The organism is Nocardiopsis sp. NPDC006139 (genome assembly GCF_040614155.1).
GTDB lineage: Bacteria > Actinomycetota > Actinomycetes > Streptosporangiales > Streptosporangiaceae > Nocardiopsis > Nocardiopsis changdeensis.
Genome location: NZ_JBEXTT010000001.1, coordinates 68,232 through 86,987, shown reverse-complemented (window position 1 = coordinate 86,987; position 18,756 = coordinate 68,232). Strand labels below are relative to the sequence as shown.

At 74.4% G+C, this 18,756-nt stretch carries 17 protein-coding genes; 12 read left to right on the top strand and 5 right to left on the bottom strand.

From position 1 onward, the window contains the following. The first annotated feature begins 71 nt into the window (after positions 1-71). The 7 genes from ABZ249_RS00380 to ABZ249_RS00350 all read left to right on the top strand — a co-directional run bounded on the left by ABZ249_RS00380 (position 72) and on the right by ABZ249_RS00350 (position 8,159). Positions 72-2,087 (top strand): WYL domain-containing protein, encoded by a 2,016-nt coding sequence (locus tag ABZ249_RS00380; protein WP_355255124.1) that lies wholly within the window; start codon positions 72-74, stop codon positions 2,085-2,087. A gap of 103 nt (positions 2,088-2,190) precedes the next feature. After that, positions 2,191-2,370 carry a hypothetical protein gene (locus ABZ249_RS00375; RefSeq protein WP_220562112.1) on the top strand — a complete coding sequence of 60 codons (180 nt, stop codon included), beginning with the start codon at positions 2,191-2,193 and terminating at the stop codon, positions 2,368-2,370. A gap of 66 nt (positions 2,371-2,436) precedes the next feature. Then, positions 2,437-2,766: a Sec-independent protein translocase subunit TatA gene (tatA, locus tag ABZ249_RS00370; protein WP_355255120.1), complete on the top strand. Its 330-nt coding sequence runs from the start codon at positions 2,437-2,439 to the stop codon at positions 2,764-2,766. 162 nt (positions 2,767-2,928) lie between these two features. Further along, a complete protein-coding gene (gene tatC / locus ABZ249_RS00365) occupies positions 2,929-3,759 on the top strand; it encodes a twin-arginine translocase subunit TatC (RefSeq protein ID WP_355255998.1) in 831 nt (276 codons plus the stop codon). Between the two features lie 109 nt (positions 3,760-3,868). Next, a complete protein-coding gene (locus ABZ249_RS00360; protein WP_220562110.1) occupies positions 3,869-4,297 on the top strand; it encodes a DUF397 domain-containing protein in 429 nt (142 codons plus the stop codon). An 88-nt stretch (positions 4,298-4,385) separates the two neighbouring features. Further along, positions 4,386-5,285 (top strand): YegS/Rv2252/BmrU family lipid kinase, encoded by a 900-nt coding sequence (locus ABZ249_RS00355; RefSeq protein WP_355255116.1) that lies wholly within the window; start codon positions 4,386-4,388, stop codon positions 5,283-5,285. A gap of 12 nt (positions 5,286-5,297) precedes the next feature. Further along, on the top strand, positions 5,298-8,159 hold the full coding sequence (locus ABZ249_RS00350) for a DEAD/DEAH box helicase (RefSeq protein WP_355255113.1): 2,862 nt from the start codon (positions 5,298-5,300) through the stop codon (positions 8,157-8,159). Here ABZ249_RS00350 and ABZ249_RS00345 read toward each other — a convergent pair. Next, on the bottom strand, positions 8,152-9,186 hold the full coding sequence (locus tag ABZ249_RS00345; protein WP_355255995.1) for a LacI family DNA-binding transcriptional regulator: 1,035 nt from the start codon (positions 9,184-9,186) through the stop codon (positions 8,152-8,154). The genes ABZ249_RS00350 and ABZ249_RS00345 overlap by 8 nt on opposite strands. A gap of 340 nt (positions 9,187-9,526) precedes the next feature. Between ABZ249_RS00345 and panD the strand changes: the two genes are divergently transcribed. The 5 genes from panD (at position 9,527) to ABZ249_RS00320 (ending at position 14,738) form a co-directional block, all read left to right on the top strand. Further along, positions 9,527-9,934 (top strand): aspartate 1-decarboxylase, encoded by a 408-nt coding sequence (gene panD, locus ABZ249_RS00340; protein WP_220562106.1) that lies wholly within the window; start codon positions 9,527-9,529, stop codon positions 9,932-9,934. A 181-nt stretch (positions 9,935-10,115) separates the two neighbouring features. Next, the gene (locus ABZ249_RS00335) at positions 10,116-10,358 is read left to right on the top strand and encodes a hypothetical protein (protein ID WP_220562105.1); all 243 of its coding nucleotides are present in this window, start codon (positions 10,116-10,118) and stop codon (positions 10,356-10,358) included. Positions 10,359-10,451: 93 nt separating this feature from the next. Then, positions 10,452-11,720 carry an MFS transporter gene (locus ABZ249_RS00330; protein ID WP_355255108.1) on the top strand — a complete coding sequence of 423 codons (1,269 nt, stop codon included), beginning with the start codon at positions 10,452-10,454 and terminating at the stop codon, positions 11,718-11,720. A 128-nt stretch (positions 11,721-11,848) separates the two neighbouring features. Next, positions 11,849-12,982, top strand: coding sequence for a DUF4352 domain-containing protein (locus tag ABZ249_RS00325; protein ID WP_355255105.1), 1,134 nt, complete (start codon positions 11,849-11,851; stop codon positions 12,980-12,982). 340 nt (positions 12,983-13,322) lie between these two features. Further along, entirely contained in the window at positions 13,323-14,738 is a 1,416-nt protein-coding gene (locus ABZ249_RS00320) for an MFS transporter (RefSeq protein ID WP_355255102.1), read from the top strand. Positions 14,739-14,808: 70 nt separating this feature from the next. On the opposite strand, the gene ABZ249_RS00315 is transcribed toward ABZ249_RS00320, so the two are convergent. From ABZ249_RS00315 to ABZ249_RS00300, 4 genes are all read right to left on the bottom strand, one after another. Continuing rightward, positions 14,809-15,669, bottom strand: coding sequence for a (2Fe-2S)-binding protein (locus ABZ249_RS00315; RefSeq protein WP_355255099.1), 861 nt, complete (start codon positions 15,667-15,669; stop codon positions 14,809-14,811). 272 nt (positions 15,670-15,941) lie between these two features. Beyond that, a complete protein-coding gene (locus ABZ249_RS00310; protein ID WP_355255096.1) occupies positions 15,942-16,676 on the bottom strand; it encodes a DUF2306 domain-containing protein in 735 nt (244 codons plus the stop codon). Positions 16,677-16,825: 149 nt separating this feature from the next. Further along, complete coding sequence (locus ABZ249_RS00305) at positions 16,826-17,671, bottom strand: ABC transporter permease (protein WP_355255093.1); 846 nt, start codon at positions 17,669-17,671, stop codon at positions 16,826-16,828. A 22-nt stretch (positions 17,672-17,693) separates the two neighbouring features. Beyond that, the gene (locus ABZ249_RS00300) at positions 17,694-18,683 is read right to left on the bottom strand and encodes an ATP-binding cassette domain-containing protein (RefSeq protein ID WP_355255090.1); all 990 of its coding nucleotides are present in this window, start codon (positions 18,681-18,683) and stop codon (positions 17,694-17,696) included. Positions 18,684-18,756 lie beyond the last annotated feature (73 nt).

The window sequence follows — 18,756 nt, the reverse complement described above, 5'->3', positions numbered from 1 at the left end:
GAGTCGGTACGGGGACGACGCGCCCCGGGGCCGACGGCATTCCACACGCGGGCGAGAAGAGGGTGCAGGCGATGTCGCGCAGGAAGACGGAACGGCAGTTGAACCTGGTCATCTGCCTGTTGTCCACGCGCCGCCACCTGACGGCCCAGGAGATCCGCCGTACGGTGTACGGCTACGCCGAGGCCGACAGCGAGCAGGCGTTCAAGCGCATGTTCGAGCGGGACAAGCGGGAGCTGCGCGACAGCGGCATCCCCATCCAGGTGGGCACCGGCGACGCGATCAGCGGCGAGGAGGGCTACCGCATCTCCCGGGCCGACTACGAGCTGCCCGAGATCGAGCTGCTGCCCGACGAGGCCGTGGTGCTGGGCCTGGCCGCCCGCGCCTGGCGGCACGCCTCCCTGGGCGAGGCCGCGGCCAACGCCCTGTTCAAGCTGCGCTCGGCCGGGGTGCCGGTGGACACCGAGGCCGCTCCGGGGCTGACCCCCGCCATGCGCACCGACGAGCCCGCGTTCGGGCCGGTCTGGCAGGCGGTGCGCGACCGGCGGCCGATCGCCTTCGACTACCGCAAGCCCGGCCAGTCCGAGCCCGAGCGGCGCGAGGTCGAGCCGTGGGGCATCGTCAACCTGCGCGGACACTGGTACGTGGTGGGCCACGACCGGCTGCGCGACGCCCGCCGCGTGTTCCGCCTGGGCCGCATCCGCGGCGAGGTGGAGGTCCTGCGCGGCGGCCCCGACGTGGTCGTGCCCGAGGGCGTCGACCTGCGGTCGGTGGCGGCCGGGCACCGCGCCGAGCCGGAGGCGACCGCCACCGTGCGGGTGCGCACCGACACCGCCCACGCCCTGCGCCGCGGGGCGCTGCGCGTGGTCCCGGGCGGGCGCGAGGGCGCCGACGGCGGCTGGGACGTCCTCACCGTCCCCTACACCGACGTCCCCGACCTGGTCGAGCACGTCGCCTCCTACGGCGCCAACGCCGTCATCGTCGAACCCGCCGAGGCCCGTGCCGCCGTGGTCGAGCACCTGTCGGCGACGGCCGACGCCGGGGTCCCCGACCCCGACCCGGCCCCGGCCGCCGAGGCGGCCCCCGGCGGCGGCCCGGCGCGCGGGCCGCGCTCGGCCGACCAGCTGCGCCGCCTGCTGATGCTCGTGCCCTACGCCCTGGGCCGCGACGTGCGGGTGCCGGAGGTGGCGGAGCACTTCGGCCTCACCGAGAAGCAGGTGGTCGCCGACCTGAGCCTGCTGTGGATGTGCGGCCTGCCCGGGTACACCCCCGGCGACCTCATCGACGTGGACCTGGACGCGGCCAGGGAGACCGGCGAGATCATCATCGGCAACGCCGACACGCTGGCCCAGCCGCTGCGGCTGACCGCCGACGAGGCGGCCAGCCTGGTCGTGGGCCTGTCGCTGCTGGAGGCGCTGCCCGAGGCCGAGGGCCTGGAGTCGGGCGCCCTCAAGCGGGTCTCGGAGAAGCTGCGCACCGCCGCGGGCACCGCCCTGGGCTCCCTGGCCGACTCGGTGCAGGTCCGCCTGGAGGACTCCGACGACGAGCAGGTCGAGCAGACGCGGCGGCGCTGCGCCGAGGCCCTGGAGTCGGGCCAGCGCCTGCACCTGCGCTACCTGTCCGGGTACCTGGACCAGGTCACCGAGCGCGACGTGGACCCCATGGGCCTGGTCGTCCAGGACGGCCACACCTTCCTGGAGGGGTACTGCCGGCTGCGCGAGGACGTGCGCCTGTTCCGCCTGGACCGGGTGCTGGCCCTCACCGTGCTGCCCTACCCGGCCGAGGTGCCCGAGGGGGTGGGCCGCCGCGACCTGTCCGGCGGGCTGCTCCAGCTCTCCGACCGCGACGCGCTGGTCACCCTGGACCTGGAGTCCTCGGCCCGATGGGTCACCGAGGACTACGTGTGCGAGTCGACGGCGGAGCTGCCGGGGGGCGGGGTCCGCGCCTCGCTGCGCACCCCCGCGCCCGCCTGGGTGGTGCGGCTGGCCCTGCGGCTCGGTCCGCGGGGGCGGATCACGGCGCCGCCGGCGCTGGCCGAGCAGGCGCGGGCCGAGGCGCGCCGGACGCTGGAGCTCTACCGGGCTTCCTGAAACCCGCGGACGGTCGGCCGAGACCGATTCGTCGCACGAGTGAGCCTCGGTTGTTCATCCGGGGGCAGGGTGTAGGTCGGGGTGGAAGGGATAAGGTACAAGCGTGATCGTCCTGACTGTCCTGTTCGGCGCGTTTGCGGTGGGAGGCGTCCTCATCGGCGTCCTCGCGCTGCGTGTGCGCCGGGCGGCGGACGCGCTGGCCCGACAGGTGGCGCGGGCGTCGGGCGAGCACCGGACCGAGGGGGCGCAGGCGCTCCCCCTCCGCCGTGGCGGGGACGGGTGACGACCCCGTGTCCGGTGCGCGTACCATCGAAGGCGCCTGGTCGCGCCGCGAAAGGAAGTGAGAAGGATGGGTATCGGGGCACGTGAGATCCTGATCCTCCTGGTCATCGCACTGCTGCTGTTCGGAGCCAAGAAGCTCCCGGACCTGGCCCGCTCCCTGGGCCGCAGCGCCCGCATCCTCAAGGCCGAGAGCAAGGGCCTGGTGGAGAACGAGGACGACCAGAACCAGCAGGCCCAGCAGCCGCAGCAGCCGCAGGCCCAGCAGCCGCAGCCGCAGGCCGCGCCCCAGGCGCAGCCGCAGCAGCCGCAGGCGCAGACCTCCTACCCGCAGCTGCCGCCCGGCCAGCGCATCGTCAACGAGGCCGGCGAGCCCCAGCCCTACAACAACCAGCAGTAACGGCAGGCTCGCGCGGTCCCGATGGGCCGCGGCGGCGGGCGCGGCGCCCAGGGGCGCGCCGTGCCCGGGCAGGCGGCCGCACCACGGGTGCGCGGCCCCGAGGGAGAGAAGAGTGACCACAGGATGAGGGCCCGACGCCGGGCGGCCAACCCGGATGCCCGGATGCCGCTCATGGAGCACCTGCGCGAACTGCGCGGCCGCGTGGTGAAGGCGGTGATCGCGCTCGCGCTGGGATGCGTGGTCGGCTACCTCGCCTACGACTACGTGTGGGAGTTCCTCAAAGCCCCCTACTGCTCGCTGCCGGAGTCGAAGGTCGCCGCGCAGGACGGCTGCTCCCTCATCGTCACCGGCCCCTTCGACGCGTTCTTCGTCGCGTTCAAGGTGTGGCTGTTCGTCGGCGCGATCGTCTCGGCGCCCTTCTGGCTGTACCAGCTGTGGGCCTTCGTCGCCCCCGCGCTGCACACCCGCGAGAAGCGCTACGCCTACGTCTTCGCCCCGCTGGCCGCGGTGCTGTTCGTCGCGGGCGCCGCGCTGGCCTACTACATCACGGCCTACGCGCTGACGGTGCTGTTCAGCTTCCTGCCCGACGACGCCGACCCGTTCCTGACCATCGGCGAGTACCTGAGCTACATGCTCATCATGATGACCATGTTCGGCCTGGGCTTCGTGCTGCCGCTGCTGGTCGCCCTGCTCAACATCATCGGCGTCCTGCCGCACGCCGCCATCGCCAAGTGGCGCCGGGTCATCATCTTCGGCGCGGTCGTCCTGGCCGCCGTCGTCACCCCCGCCGAGCCCATCTCGATGCTGGCCCTGGCGGTCCCGCTGGTGCTCCTGTTCGAGCTCGCCGAGCTCTTCGCGTTCTTCAACGACCGCCGCAAGAAGCGCCACGACCCCTACGCCGGCCTGTCCGACGACGAGATCTCCGAACTGGACGACACCCCCTCCTCCCTGGACGATCCGGACCTGGAGGAGGAAGCGGGCAAGCGCTCCTGAGCACCTCCCGTACGCGCTAGGGTCGGCGTCGGGGGCCGTCGGGCCCCCGGCGCCGGCCCCTTTTTCTCCGCCCCGGACGGCGTCCCCGGCAGTGTGAAGAGGACATCCGATGAGCGAGCAGACACAGACCGGGCGGGAGCTCCCGCCCGAGGCCATGGGCAACGAGAAGTGGCACGACACCACCGACGCGGTGTGGATGCGCTCCTCCCTCTCCAACCCCGACTCGGAGGCGATCGTGGAGGTCGCCACCTTCGACGACGGCTTCCGCGCGGTGCGCGACGGCAAGTCGCCCGGGAAGGGCACCCTGTTCTTCACCCCCGCGGAGTGGGAGGCGTTCGTCCTGGGGGCCCGCGACGGCGAGTTCGACATCCCCGAGGAGTACCTCACCGAGGAGGAGGCCAGGATCCAGCGCGGCGAGGTGGACGTCGAGGTCGGATGGGTCCCCTCCCCGCTGAACAGCCCCAAGGCGATGGAGGAGTACCATCGCCGTCAGCGCGAGGAGGCCGACGCGGCCGCGCGGGGGACCGACGCCCCCTGAGCGGTTCGCGCACACCCGGGCGCGAGGGTGTGCGGCGTCCCCGCGCCGTCCGTACACCCTCCCCGCCCCCGGGTAGCGAAGGACCCCCATGCAGTCCCCTCACATCGCCCTGCTGGTCAACCCCAAGTCGGGACGGCGCCGCGCCGCCGTCACCGCGGTCCGCCTCAAGGAGGCGCTGCGGGAGGCCGGGGCGCGCGTCCACGTCTACAGCGGCGGCTCGGCCGCCGACAGCCGCCGCCTGGCCCGCCTCGCCGCCGCCGACGCACCGCACGCCCTGGTCGCCGTGGGCGGCGACGGGCTGGTCCACCAGGCCCTTCAGGGCGTGGTCGGCACCGGGGTGCCCCTGGCCGTGGTGCCCGCCGGCACCGGCAACGACATCGCCCGCGCCTTCGGCCGCCCGCGCGGGTCGGCCCGCGACGTGGCCGCCGCCATCCTGCGCGGGCGCACCCGCTCGGTGGACTGCGTGCGGGTCGAGCTGGCCGACGGGACCCGCCGCCACTTCCTCAGCGTGCTGGCGTGCGGGTTCGACGCCCGCGTCAACGAGCGCGTCAACGGGTTCCGGTTCAGGATCGGCCGGGCCGGGTACCTCGCGGGCGTCGTCGCCGAACTCGGCTCCTTCAAGCCCGCCCGCTACGAGATCGACGTGGACGGCCGGGTCATCGACGAGCCCGGCATGCTCGTCGCCGTGGGCAACACCACCTCCTACGGCGGCGGCATGAAGGTGTGCGCCGCCGCCGAGCCCGACGACGGCCTCATCGACGTGGTCTTCGGCCGCGAGACGCCGCTGGCCCGGTTCCTGCTGCTGTTCCCCCTGGTCTTCACCGGCGGCCACCTCGACCGGCCCGAGATCGTCTCCGAGCGCGGGCGCACCGTCACCGTCCGCGCCGAGGGCGTGCCGGTCTACGCCGACGGGGAACGCCTGGGCGGGGCGCCGCTGGTGTGCGAGGTGGTGCCGAAGTCGGTCGAGATGTTGGAGCTGACCTCATAGGCTGGAGGCCATATGAGTAGTCACGCTGAGCGGTACGCCGCCTTCCGTCGGCGCCAGGGCGCCTCCAGCCCCGCCATCGAGGCGTTCCAGGGGCTGTACGGGTTCGAGTTCGACCCGTTCCAGGTCCGGGCCTGCAAGGCCCTGGAGAACGGCCACGGGGTGCTGGTGGCCGCGCCCACCGGCTCGGGCAAGACGGTGGTCGGCGAGTTCGCCGTCCACCAGGCCCTGGCCGAGGGCACCAAGTGCTTCTACACCACGCCCATCAAGGCGCTGTCCAACCAGAAGTTCAACGACCTGGTCGCGCGCTACGGCGCCGACCGGGTCGGGCTGCTGACCGGTGACAACAGCGTCAACGGCGACGCCCCGGTGGTCGTGATGACCACCGAGGTGCTGCGCAACATGCTCTACGAGGGCTCGGCCACCCTCGGCGGCCTGGCGTACGTGGTGATGGACGAGGTCCACTACCTCGCCGACCGGTTCCGCGGCGCGGTCTGGGAGGAGGTGATCATCCACCTGCCCGAGTCGGTGCGCATGGTCGCCCTCTCCGCCACCGTGTCCAACGCCGAGGAGTTCGGCGAGTGGCTGCAGCAGGTGCGCGGCGACACCACGGTCATCGTGGACGAGAAGCGCCCCGTCCCGCTGTGGCAGCACGTCATGGTGGGCGACCGCATCCACGACCTGTTCGTGGACCTGGAGGCGGAGGAGGGGACCGGCGGGGACGGCGGGGACTCCGAGGCCGGCGACCGGGACCGCGGCAGGAACCGCAAGGGCGGCAAGAAGCGCAGGCGCGAGCGCGGCTGGCAGCCCCGCGAGATCCGCGTGGGCGGGCAGACTCTGCGGATCAACCCGCGGCTGTCGCGCATCGCGGAGGAGGACTCCCGGCTGACCCAGCTGGCCCACCGCCGCCGGCACCCGCAGGCGCGCTCGCGCGGGAACATGCGCCCGCGCAGCCGGTTCGCGCCGCCCTCGCGCCCGGCGATCGTCGAGGAGCTCGACGACCTGGGGCTGCTGCCGGCCATCACGTTCATCTTCAGCCGGGCCGGGTGCGACGACGCCGTCCGCCAGTGCCTGTCCGCGGGGCTGGTCCTGACCACCCCCGAGGAGGCCGAGGTCATCCGCGAGTACGCGGAGACCCGCTGCGCCGACATCCCCGGCGCCGACCTGGCCGTCCTGGGGTTCGACCAGTGGCTGCGCGCCCTGGAGTGCGGGATCGCCGCCCACCACGCGGGGATGCTGCCGACGTTCAAGGAGATCGTCGAGCACCTGTTCTCGCGCGGGCTCATCCGCGCCGTGTTCGCCACCGAGACCCTGGCGCTGGGCATCAACATGCCCGCCCGCACCGTGGTCATCGAGAAGATCGACAAGTGGAACGGCGAGGCCCACGTCCAGCTCACCCCCGGCGAGTACACGCAGCTCACCGGGCGCGCCGGGCGGCGCGGCATCGACGTGGAGGGACACGCGGTCGTCGTCTGGCAGGCGGGCAGCGACCCCGAGACCATCGCCGGACTGGCGGGCACCCGCACCTACCCGCTCAACTCCAGCTTCCAGCCCTCCTACAACATGGCCGTCAACCTCGTCGGCCAGGTGGGGCGGCGGCGCAGCCGCGCGATGCTGGAGGAGTCCTTCGCCCAGTTCCAGGCCGACCGGGCGGTGGTGGGCCTGGTCAAGCAGCTGCGCAAGCACGAGGAGGCGCTGGAGGGGTACGCCGCGTCCGCGGAGTGCCACCTGGGCGACTTCATGGAGTACGCCCGACTGCGGCGGGAGCTGAGCGACCGCGAGGCGATGCTGTCCAAGAACCGGTCGGCGCGGCGCCGGGAGGAGGCGCTGGAGAGCCTGGAGCGGCTCCGCCCCGGCGACATCATCCGCATCCCCGCGGGCCGCCACACCGGGCACGCCGTGGTGCTGGACCCGGGGCTGCGCCACGACCTGCCCGCGCCGCTGGTGCTCACCGTGGACAAGCAGGTCAAGCGGATCAACGCGGCGGACTTCCCGGTCCCGGTGCACGCCTCGGGGCGGATGCGCATCCCCAAGTCGTTCTCGGCCAAGTCGCCGCGGTCGCGCCAGGACCTGGCCTCCACCCTGCGCAACAAGCTCAAGGAGCAGGGCACCGACCCCGTCTACGAGCGGGGCCCGCGCAACGCGGGGGAGGACTCCGAGGTGCTCCGGCTGCGCGCCGCGCTGCGCGAGCACCCCTGCCACGGCTGCGCCGAGCGCGAGGACCACGCCCGCTGGGCGGAGCGCTACCACCGGCTCCAGCGCGAGACCGAGTCCCTGCGCCGCCGGGTGGAGGGCCGCTCCCACGTCATCGCCCGCACCTTCGACCGCGTGTGCGGGGTGCTGGAGGACCTGGGGTACCTGGACGGCGACGACGTCTCCGACGACGGATCGCGCCTGGCCAAGGTGTACTCGGAGCTGGACCTGCTGGTCGCCGAGTGCCTGCGCCGGGGGCTGTGGAAGGACCTCTCCCCGGTGGAGCTGGCCGCCTGCGCGGCGTCCCTGGTGTACGAGGCGCGCCGCAACGACGAGGCGTACCCGCGCCTGCCCGGCGGCCGGGTGGACGACACCCTGGCCGAGATGGTGCGCCTGTGGGGCGAGCTGAACGAGGTGGAGGCCCGCCACCGGGTGAGCTTCCTGCGCCGCCCCGACCTGGGGTTCGTGTGGACGGCCCACCGGTGGGCGCGCGGCGACCGGCTGGACGCGATCCTGCGCCAGTCCGACATGACCGCGGGCGACTTCGTGCGGACCGCCAAGATGCTGGTGGACATGCTCGGCCAGATCGCCGGGGCCACCGGCGACCAGAACGTGCGCTCCACCGCCCGCAAGGCCTCCGACCTGGTCCGCCGCGGGGTGGTCGCCTACTCCTCGCTCACCTAGGAGCGCTCCCCCCGGCCCCGCTCCGCCGCCCGGCGGCCGGGGGGATCTCGCCGGAGCCGCGGACGACCAGGGCGGTGGGCACCCGCTCCTCGCGGGGCGGCGAGGTGTCGCCCGCGATGCGCTCGAACAGGCGGCGCACCGCGAGCGCCCCGATGCCCGCCACGTCCTGGGCGACCACCGTCACCCGGGGCATCAGCAGGTCGGCCATGGGGAAGTCGTCGAACCCCACCACCGCCACCTCGCCGTGCAGGCCGCGGTCCTGGAGGGTCCGGATGGCGCCGATCGTCACCAGGTTCTGCGCGGTGAACAGGGCCGTGGGCGGGTCGTCGGAGTCCAGCATCGCCGCCACCGCCTCCGCGGCGCTCCGCGGGTCGGACAGGTCCCACACCGCGCGGCCGGGCCGTTCGGGCAGGCCGCGCTCGGCCAATGCCGCCCGGTACCCGGCCAGTCGCTCGACCGCGGTGCTGATCCGGTGCCCGTCGCCCAGGAACGCGATCTCGGTGTGCCCGTGGTCGGCCAGGTGCAGCACGGCCCGCCGCGCCCCCTCGGCGTTGGCGGACAGCACCGCGTCGGCGGCCAGTCCGCGCGGGGGCCGGTCGGCGAACACCACCGGCGTCCCGTTGCGGATCTCCCGGTGCAGGTAGCCGTGGTCCGGGCCGGCCGGGACCAGCAGGATGCCGTCCACCCGGTGCAGGGTGGCCGCCCGCACCAGCTCCCTCTCGCGCTGCGGGTCCTCGTCCAGGCTGCCCGCCAGGACCAGCGTCCCGTGTTCGCGGGCCGCGTCCTCCACGGCCCGGCTCAGCGTGGCCGAGAACGGGTTGGCGACGTCCTCCAGCAGCAGGGCGATCTGGCGGGTGGCCCCGTCGGTGCGGCGCAGGCTGCTGGCCGCCAGGTTGGGCTGGAAGTCCAGCCGGGCGATGGCGCGGGTGACGCGGTCGCGCAGCTCCTCGGAGACCGAGGGCACGCCGTTGATGACACGCGAGACGGTCTTGATGCTCACCCCGGACAGGGCGGCGACGTCGCGCATGGTGGCCCTGCGCACCGGTTCGGAGGCGGCCCCGGGGCCGCCGCTGTGGTTCACCGACACCCGCATCTTCTTCTCTTCGACGACAGGACCGCCCCGGGTCCCGGACGGAGCCCGGGGCGGTCCCATTGTTCACCATCGCCTGTTCACCGTCGTCCCGCGCCGGCGTCCGCGCCCGTCCGGGGAGCGGGGCGGCGGGGGCGGAACATCCGTCCCGAAAGGGGTGTTGGGCGCGATGGGCACCCCGTGGTCGAAAGCGGTCACGGCGGAGTCCATCATGGAGGGGCACGGGACTCCGCGAGGAGCCTGTAGTCCGCAAGACACCTGAAACGAGGACCGAGCAGTGCTGCGCACCCTCATCAACGGCAAGATCCACCGCGCCACCGTCACCCAGGCCGACCTGCACTACGTCGGCTCGGTGACCATCGACGCCGACCTGATGGACGCCGCCGACATCGTCGACGGCGAGCAGGTCCACATCGTCGACATCGACAACGGCGCCCGGCTCGTCACCTACGCGATCACCGGCGAGCGCGGCACCGGCGTCATCGGGATCAACGGCGCGGCCGCCCGCCTGGTCAGCCCCGGCGACCTGGTCATCATCATCTCCTACGCGCAGCTGACCGAGGCCGAGCGCGCCGGGCACGTGCCCCACATCGTGCACGTGGACCGGGACAACAGGGTGGTCGCCCTGGGCGCCGACCCGGCCGAGCCGGTCCCCGGCGACCCGGAGCTCGTCCCCGGCCGCTGAACGCCCCCCGCCGGCGCCCGCGGGCCGGGCGCCGGCCGGGGTGCCGCGGACCCCGGGGGAGGGGCGCGGGGGTCGGCGTCAACGTGTGTCCCGACGTGTCCGAAAAGGGCCGAAAACCCCTGACGTATGGCCGGTTCCGGACTGGTCGGCGGGCCCGGCGCCGGGTACATCCCGGGGCGGAATGGACGATACGCGGGACGCCGAGCAGCGTCGGATCGCCGAGCACATCCAGTGGCAGAAGCAGGGTGCCTGGGTCGTGTTCTGGGGCGTCCACACCCGCCGTTACTGGGCGTTCGCCTGCTGGCCGGTGATCCCGGCGCAGGGGGTGGTGGTCAGCGCGGTCGACCCGGGAGACCTCTACTCCGCGATGCGCGAGGTCGAGCGCGAACACGACTACCTGGGCTGGCGCCACCGCCGCCGCTGAGGGGTCCGGAACGGTGGGCCATATGACATGGCGGACGATATGAACGCGGCGTTACGATTCCCCCGTTGATCGGACGAATCGGAAGTAGGTCGCGTGTCCACGCATATCGTTCCCGGCGCCCTGCCGGAGGAGACGCGCCTTCGCCTCCAGCGCCGCACCGTCGCGGCGCTGATGCTCACCCAGGTGGTCGGCGGCGTCGGCATGGGGGCGATGATCGCCGTGGGCGCGCTCATCGCCCTGGACCTCACCGGCTCCGACACCTGGTCGGGCATGGCCACCACCATGATCACCCTGGGCGCCGCCGTGTTCGCTCTGCCGCTGGCCTCGCTGGCGGCCCGCCGCGGCCGCCGCCCCGGGCTGGGGCTGGGCTGGGCGATGGGAGCGGTCGGCGGCCTCGTCGTCATCGCCGCCGCGGTCGCCGAGCTGTTCCCGCTGTTCCTGCTGGGCATGGTCCTGGTCGGGGCCGGGACCGCCACCAACCTCCAGGCCCGGCACGCCGCCGTCGACCTGGCCTCGGACCGCAGCCGCGGACGCGATCTGTCCGTCGTGGTGTGGGCGACCACCGTCGGTTCGGTACTGGGCCCCAACCTCACCGCCCCCGGCGCCCGGGTCGCCGCCCTGCTCGGCCTGCCCGATCTGCTGGGCCCGGTGGTGTTCACCACCACCGGGTTCGTCCTGGGCGCCCTGCTCACCTTCGCGCTGCTGCGCCCCGACCCGCTGCTCACCGCCGCCCGCGCGGCCGCCTCGGCCGACCCCGCGGCGAAGGCCCCGGGCAGGCTGCCGGTGGGCGAGGTCATGAGGATCGTCGCGGCCTCCCCGGGCGCGCTGCTGGCCGTGGTCGGCATCGTCTGCGCCCACACGGTGATGGTCGCGGTCATGACCATGACCCCCGTCCACATGTCCCACCACGGCGCCGCCCTGACCGTGATCGGCCTGACCATCTCCCTGCACATCGCGGGTATGTACGCGTTCTCCCCGCTGGTGGGCTGGCTCAGCGACCGGCTGGGCCGGATCCCGGTGCTGCTGGCCGGGCAGGCGGTGCTGCTGGCGGCGACGGCGGTCTCGGGCACCGCCGGGCACGACGAGGCCAGGGTGACCGCGGGCCTGTTCCTGCTGGGGCTGGGCTGGTCGCTCAGCCTGGTGTCGGGCACGGCGCTGCTGGCCGGATCGCTGGAGGTGGGCGTGCGCCCCCGCGCCCAGGGGGTCAGCGACCTGCTGATGAACCTGGGCGGGGCCGCCGCGGGCGGCCTGTCCGGCGTGGTCCTGTCCCAGACGGGCTTCGGCGGCCTCAACCTGTTCGCCGCCCTGTTCACCGTCCCGGTGTTCGTGCTGGCGCTGCGGGCGGCGCGCGCCGGGCGCTGAAAAACTTCCGGACCTTTACCGGAAACGCCCCGACTTCTTCCTCGGCCCCCGGACCGGCGCGGTTACCGTGCAGGTCTGGGGCGCCCACCGCCCTCGGTGGGCCGACGCCACTGGAGGGGTGTTCTCACGTGACCGATCGGGATCCCGAGGAAGGGCCGCAGGAGCGACCGCAGGAGAGGCCGGGCGACCCGGTGAACCACCACCCTCCGGAGGAGTGGCGCCCCGGGGACCCCGAGGACCCGATGGAGGGCGGCCCGCAGCCGCCCGGCGAGCCCCCGCACGTCTTCCCCGACCGGCCGCACGGGGGGCGCCCGGGGCCGCCGGAGGAGGGCGGCCACCTGCCGCCCCCGCCCGGACCGAACTGGACGCCGCCGCCCCTGGGCGACCAGGGGCCCGGCCCCGGCCCCGGGGCCCCTCCGCCGCCCCCGCCACCGCCGCCCGGCGGGTACCCGCCGGGCGACCATCCCACGGGCGGACCGCCCGAGCCGGTGGGCGGGGAGCTGTCGGAGGGGCCCAGCGGTCCCGCCCAGGCCGGGTACGAGCACGCCGGATACGCCCCCGGCTACGGGGAGGCGGACGTGTCCGGGGCGGGCGCGGGCAGCTACCCGGAGCCGCCGTACCGGGGGGAGCCCGCGCCCGGGCCCGGGTACGGGGAGCAGGGGCCGCCGTCCGGTCCCTACGGGGCCGGGTACGGCGCCGCGTACGGGCCCGGAGGGTACGGCGGGCACGGCGCGCAGCAGGCGTACGGCCCGCCGCAGGAGAAGCAGACCCCCTGGGGGAGGATCCTCGGCATCGGCTGCGGCGTGCTGCTGCTCCTGCTGCTGGTCGGCGGCGGCTGCACCGCCATCGGCCTGGTCCTGGCGCAGAGCGGGACGCCCGGTGTGGGGGCGCCCGAGACGGAGGACTCCGGGTCGCCGTCGGAGGAGGGCGCCGGCGGCGCGGAGGTGACCGCCGGGCGCACCGAGTTCGAGCCCGGGCCGCTGTACTCGTCGGGCGACTTCACCAGCGTCGACGTGTCCGTGCGCAACGACGGCCAGGAGCCGCTGGACGTCAACCCGCTGTACTTCAGCGTCATCGACGTCTCCGGGACGCTGCACAGCACCTCCGAGGGGATCGGGATGGACGAGCGAGAGCTGGACGCGAGCACCCTCGTCCCGGGGCAGAGCACGTCCGGGGTGATCACCGTCCAGGGGCTGGTGGAGGCCGACCGCGTCGTGTTCGAGCCGTTCTACGGCGAGCCGATCGAGGCCCCGGTCCTGTAGCCCCGGGCGGGGCGCGGTCCCGCGTCCCGCCACGGTGCGCCCCGCCCCGGGCGGGGCGCGGTCCCGCGCCACAGGGCGCCCCGCCCCGGGCGGCCCGCCTCCGGCTCTCCCCGGCCCGCGGGCGCGCGGCCGGGTCCCCCGGCGCGCCGCTGCTAGGCTGGCCGGCATGGCAGGCGCATCGAGTTCGGCCGCTTGTGCGGCAGTGACGAGGACGTCCCGCTAGCGGCGGGACGTTCGACGTACGACGACACACCACCACCTGGAACGTCCAGCCGCTTCGTGACCGGTCCGGAGCGGCGCTTTGTGCTGCTCGAAACGCTTCAGAGCGACGGAGCACTCGATGCTTTCAGGCATTCCCTCTTCCCACGGGCGGAGCCCGTCCCCCCTGCGCGCCCGGCTCGTGCTGTGCGCGATGGCCATGCTGCAGTTCCTCATCGCGGTCGACGTGACCGTGGTCAACATCGCCCTGCCCTCGATCGGCGCGGACCTCGGCGTCGGGGGCCACTCGCTGACATGGGTGGTGGTCGGCTACACGGTCACCGGCGGCGGGCTGCTGATGCTCGGCGGCCGCCTCGGCGACCTGCTGGGCCGCCGCCGCACGCTGCTGGCCGGCGTGGCCCTGTTCGGCGCGGCGTCCCTCCTGGCCGGACTGGCCCCCTCGTTCCCGGTCCTGGTGGCCGCGCGCCTCGCCCAGGGGGCCGGCGAGGCCGTTGCGCTGCCGGCCGCGATGGCCACCATCGTGCTGATGTTCTCCGAGGGGCCGCGCCGCTCGCGGGCCCTGGGCGTGTGGGCCGCGGTCGCCAGCTGCGGGCTGGTGCTCGGGTTCGCCCTCTCCGGGATCATCACCGCCCACCTGGGCTGGCGCTGGATCTTCCTGCTCTCGGTGCCCCTGATCCTGGCCGTGCTCGCGGCCGCGCTCGTGTTCGTCCCGGCCGACCGCCCCGCCTCCCGGGAGCGGGCCCGGCCGGACCTGCCCGGCGCGCTCCTGCTGACCGCGTGCCCGCTGCTGTTCGCCTACGCGGTGGTCGGGGCCGGCGAACCCGGTGCGAACCCGTGGGCGAGCGCCGCGGCACTGGCCGGCGCGGTGCTGGCCGCCGCCGGGTTCGTACTGGTCGAATCGCGGTCGCCGGACCCGCTGGTGCCCCCGGCCCTCCTCGCCCACGGTCCCCGCGTGCGGGCGAACCTGACGACGATGCTGCTCAGCGGCGCGCTGTCGACCTCGTTCCTGCTGTTCACGTTCTACCTGCAGGACCGGCTGGGGATCGGCCCGCTGGGAGCCGGGCTCACGATGCTGCCGTTGGCCGTGGCGCTGATCGCGGCCTCGGTCCTCGTGCCCCGGCTGCTGGGCCGCTGGGGGGCGCGCGTGTGCGTGCTGGCGGGCCTCGGGGCCGCGGCGGCCGCCATGGCGGTGATCGCCCTCGTGGCGGTCCTGGGCGCCGGGGCGGCCTGGCTGCTGCCGGCGATGCTGCTGATCGCCGCGGGGATGGGATTCGGGCTCGTGGGGCTGCAGTACATCGCGGTCGGCGGGACCACCGAGGAGGACGCCGGGATCGCCTCCGGCGTCCAGCGGGCGGCCGACCAGCTCGGCGGGGCCGGCGGCGTGGCCGTCTACGTGGGCGTCGGGTTCGCCCCCGCCGCGCACGCCCAGGACCCGTTCCTGGTCGCGGCGGCCCTCGCGGTCGCCGGGCTGGCCGTCGGCGCCGTGGTCGTCGGCCGCTCCCCGGCCGCGGGGGAGCCGCGGCCGCAGGCCGGGTAGGGGGTCGTGCCGCGGCGCCGTGCCGACCGGCGGCGCGGCGCCGCGCCGCCCCGTCCGTCCGGGGACGGTGTCAGGGGGCCAGCGCGGGGTCGCGCAGCCACTCCGCCAGGGAGTCCTGCCGCTCCCTGTCGCACTTGAGCGGGCAGGTGGTGCAGTACCCGTGATCGGGATCGCCCTTGTAGTCGAAGCAGCAGGTGCCGCGCACCGCCCAGGTGCCCTGCGGGTGCCCGGGGGCGAAGGGGAACAGGCGCGGGCGCTTGCGGGTGACCGCGCCGGCCGCCACCACGGCGTCGGCCAGGCGCTCGGCCAGGTCCCAGGCCTGCTCGGCGTCCCGGGCCAGGTAGCGGGCCGGGTTGAGCATGTAGAAGTGCAGGGTGTCGAGCACCCAGCCCCACAGGGTGCGCTTGCCCGCCCGCGAGTGCCCGTGCAGGGCGTCGATGAGCGGCTCGAAGGTCGCGAACAGGGCCTCGGCTGCCAGGCGGACCTGCTCGTCGGCGTCGCGGGCCGTCACGGTGCCGGACGCCCCGGCGGCCGGGTCGCCGGGCAGGACCGCGAAGCGCGTGTCCACCGAGACCGGGGTGCCGAACCGGGCGTCGGCGGTGTCCCAGGGCAGGTACAGGCCGTCGGGGTCGAGCAGGGGGGCGCGGCCGGTCAGGTACAGCGACGCCGACACCATGAAGATCGGCTCGCGCAGGGTGACCCGCAGGAAGTTGGTGGCGGCGGGGAGCCGGTGCCCGGGCCCGTGCTCGGTGCGCAGCTTGTCGAACAGGACCGGCACCCAGCCCTCGGCCGCCAGGGCGCGGGCCGAGTACCACTGCACGGTGCCGGCCGGGCGCCCGTGCAGTTCTCCGAAGGAGAGCAGCTCGGGGAGCGGCGAGAAGCGCAGGGGCGCGCAGGCGTCGCGGAGGGCCTCGATCGGATCGGAGGTCACCGGAGTCACCGTGGGGAACCTGCCCTTCGTCGCAGCGGAGCCGTCGTGTCCGGGGGTCGCGGTCGCAGGCCACCGGGGGACGGATAGAACGTCTGCGCCTCGTTAAGTGAGGCTACCCTAACGATCGGGGTCTCCGCAATGATCGCCGGGGTGACCGGAATCCTTCCCGTACGGGGGAAGGGGCAGGTCGCCGCCGTTCCAAGGTTCCGTTCGGGTTCGTCGTGCGGCGTCGGGAACGGGGTGCGCCGGGGCCGCGGGCGCACCCCCGCGGGTCAGGCGGCGGCCGGGCGGCGGCGCCGGCGCGGCCTGCGGTACTTGATCCACCACTCGACGAAGAGCAGCGGCACGAGCCAGGACAGGAAGCTGGACGCGGGGGCGATGGCCATCCCGAGCTCGCGCGGGTCGCCGGCCAGGGCCTCCGGGCTCGCCTGGAGGACGGCGATCGGCATCAGCAGGAAGATGATCACCCGGTTGAAGGCGATGCCGTAGATGAGGGCGAAGCTGCGCAGCATCCACTCGCGGTGGTCGGCGAACCTGCGGCGGCGGGCCATCGCGTAGCCCAGGACGGTGAAGCCCAGCCACAGCACCGCCCAGATCGTGTTGCTGATCTGGGTGCTGGCGCCGCTGCCGCTGAACGGCGAGATGAGCAGTGCCGGGATCCCCACCAGCGGGATCCCCGCCAGGACGTAGACCCGCCCGCTCCAGCGGTGCACCGCCGGGTACTTCGCGCGCAGCCACGGCCACACCTGGAGGATCACCAGCAGGGTCAGCAGGGTGCCGCCGAAGATGTGGGTCACCAGCATCGGGAAGTACCAGGAGGGCGTCTCCGGGATGGGCAGGCGGGCGTCGGCCGGGTCCAGGGAGAAGTAGGGCGGCACCGAGTAGAGCAGGAACGTGAGGCTGAACAGGGCCAGCGGCAGGATCCACGGCCGCTGCCACCAGCGGACGGGGGCCGGGGCCGGGCGGGCCGGCGGGGCGGCGGTGTCGGTCGGGGCGGGGGGTGCCATGGTCGGTTCTCCTTCGCGGATGCGGTGTTCACGAGTCTGGTCCGGGGCGGGGGAGGGCACGAGGGTGCGCCCACCCGGCCGCGGGTGGTGGGCGGCCGCCGCCGCGCGGGAGCCGCCCACCCGGCGGAGGAGTGGTGCGCGCACCACCCTCAGCGGCTCAGCGCCCGGAAGCGGCGCAGGGACAGCGGGACGCACAGGACGAGCAGGGCCGCGGGGATCGCCACGGCCAGGAGCCCGGCGTGGTCGGCGGGCCAGGAGTCGGAGGGCACGCCCGCGTTGCCGAACAGCCCGCGCAGGGCGGAGACGACCGCCGACAGGGGGTTCCACTCGGCGATCGGCGCCATCCAGGAGGGCATGGCGTCGGCGGGCAGGAACGCGGTCGAGAGCATGGTGAGCGGGAACGCCAGCGGGTAGACGATCATGCTCGACGCGTCGGGGTCGGGCATCACCAGGCCCATGAGGACTCCCAGCCAGACCAGGGACAGGCGGAAGAACAGCAGCAGCCCGATCGCCAGCACGGCGTCGGCCGGGCCGTTCTCGGCCCGCCAGCCCAGCAGCAGGCCCACCGGGAGCAGCAGGGCCACCTCCAGGCAGGCGCGCACCATGTCGGCGGCGGTGCGGGCGGTCAGCAGCGAGACCGGGGACATGGGCATGGACCGGAAGCGGCCCATCACCTCGCGGGAGACGTCGCGGGCGGTGCCGGTGGCGCTCCCGGCCACGCCGTAGACCATCACCATCGCCAGCATCGCCGGGACGAGGAACTCGCGGTAGCTCCCGGCCCCGTGCCCGGACATGACCTCGTCGAAGAGGAAGCCGAACAGCAGGACCATCACGACGGGCATGACGACGGCGATGCCCGGCTCGAAGGGGCTGCGCACCATGTGCAGGAGGTTGCGCCGGGTCAGGACCAGGGTGTCGGACAGGACCTTGCCGCGGCGGGCGGCGGCGGGCCGGGCCGGGGCGGCGCCGGGCGGGGTGTCGAGGACGGCGGTCATCGCGGATCACTCCAGAGGGGTCTCAGGCCGGAAGGGGGCGGGCGGTGTCGGGGCCGGTACCGGCGTCGGCGTCGTGGCCGGTCAGGGCCAGGAACACCTCGTCGAGGCTCGGCCTGCGCACCCCGATGTCGGCGATGGCCGCGGTCGAGCCCTCCAGGGCGCGCACGGCCCCGGTCAGGACGGCCAGGCGGTCGGGGGCGGGCAGGCTGACGCGCTGTTCCTCGCGGTGCACGGTCGCCGGGGCGTCCAGCGCGGTCCCCAGCAGGCCCGCGACGGCGGACAGGTCGGCGGGGTCGCGCACGACCACGTCGAGGCGGTCGCCGCCCACGCGGGAGCGCAGGGCGTCGGGCGTGCCCCCGGCGATGGCGCGCCCGTGGTCGATGACGGCGACGGTGTCGGCGAGCCGGTCGGCCTCCTCCAGGTACTGCGTGGTGAGCACGACGGTGGTCCCGGTCGAGACCAGGGACCGCACCGACTCCCACACGCCCAGGCGGCTGCGCGGGTCCAGGCCGGTGGTGGGCTCGTCCAGGAAGAGCACCCGCGGGCGCTGGATGAGGCTGACGGCCAGGTCCAGGCGGCGGCGCATGCCGCCGGAGTAGCCGTCCGACCGCCGGTCGGCGGCGTGGGTGAGGTCGAAGTGCTCCAGCAGCTCCTCGGCGCGTTCGCGGGCGGCGCGCGGGTCCAGGCCGTACAGGCGGGCGAACATCACGAGGTTCTCCCGGCCGGTGAGCAGTTCGTCGACGGAGGCGTACTGGCCGGTCAGGCCGATGGCGGCGCGCACCCGGTCGGCCCGGCGGACGACGTCGTGCCCGGCGACCTCGGCGCGCCCGGCGTCGGGGCGCAGCAGGGTGGCGAGCACCCGGACGGCGGTGGTCTTGCCCGCCCCGTTGGGGCCCAGCAGGCCGAAGACGGTGCCGGCGGGGACCTCCAGGTCGAGCCCGTCCAGGGCGCGGGTCTCCCCGTAGTCCTTGCGCAGTCCCTCGGCCCGGACGGCGGGGGGTTCGGCCGACATTGGTGTACCTCCTAAACTGTTTATGTGACACACTTATTGGTGTAAGTAATACACAGTTCTAGGATGGTGTCAA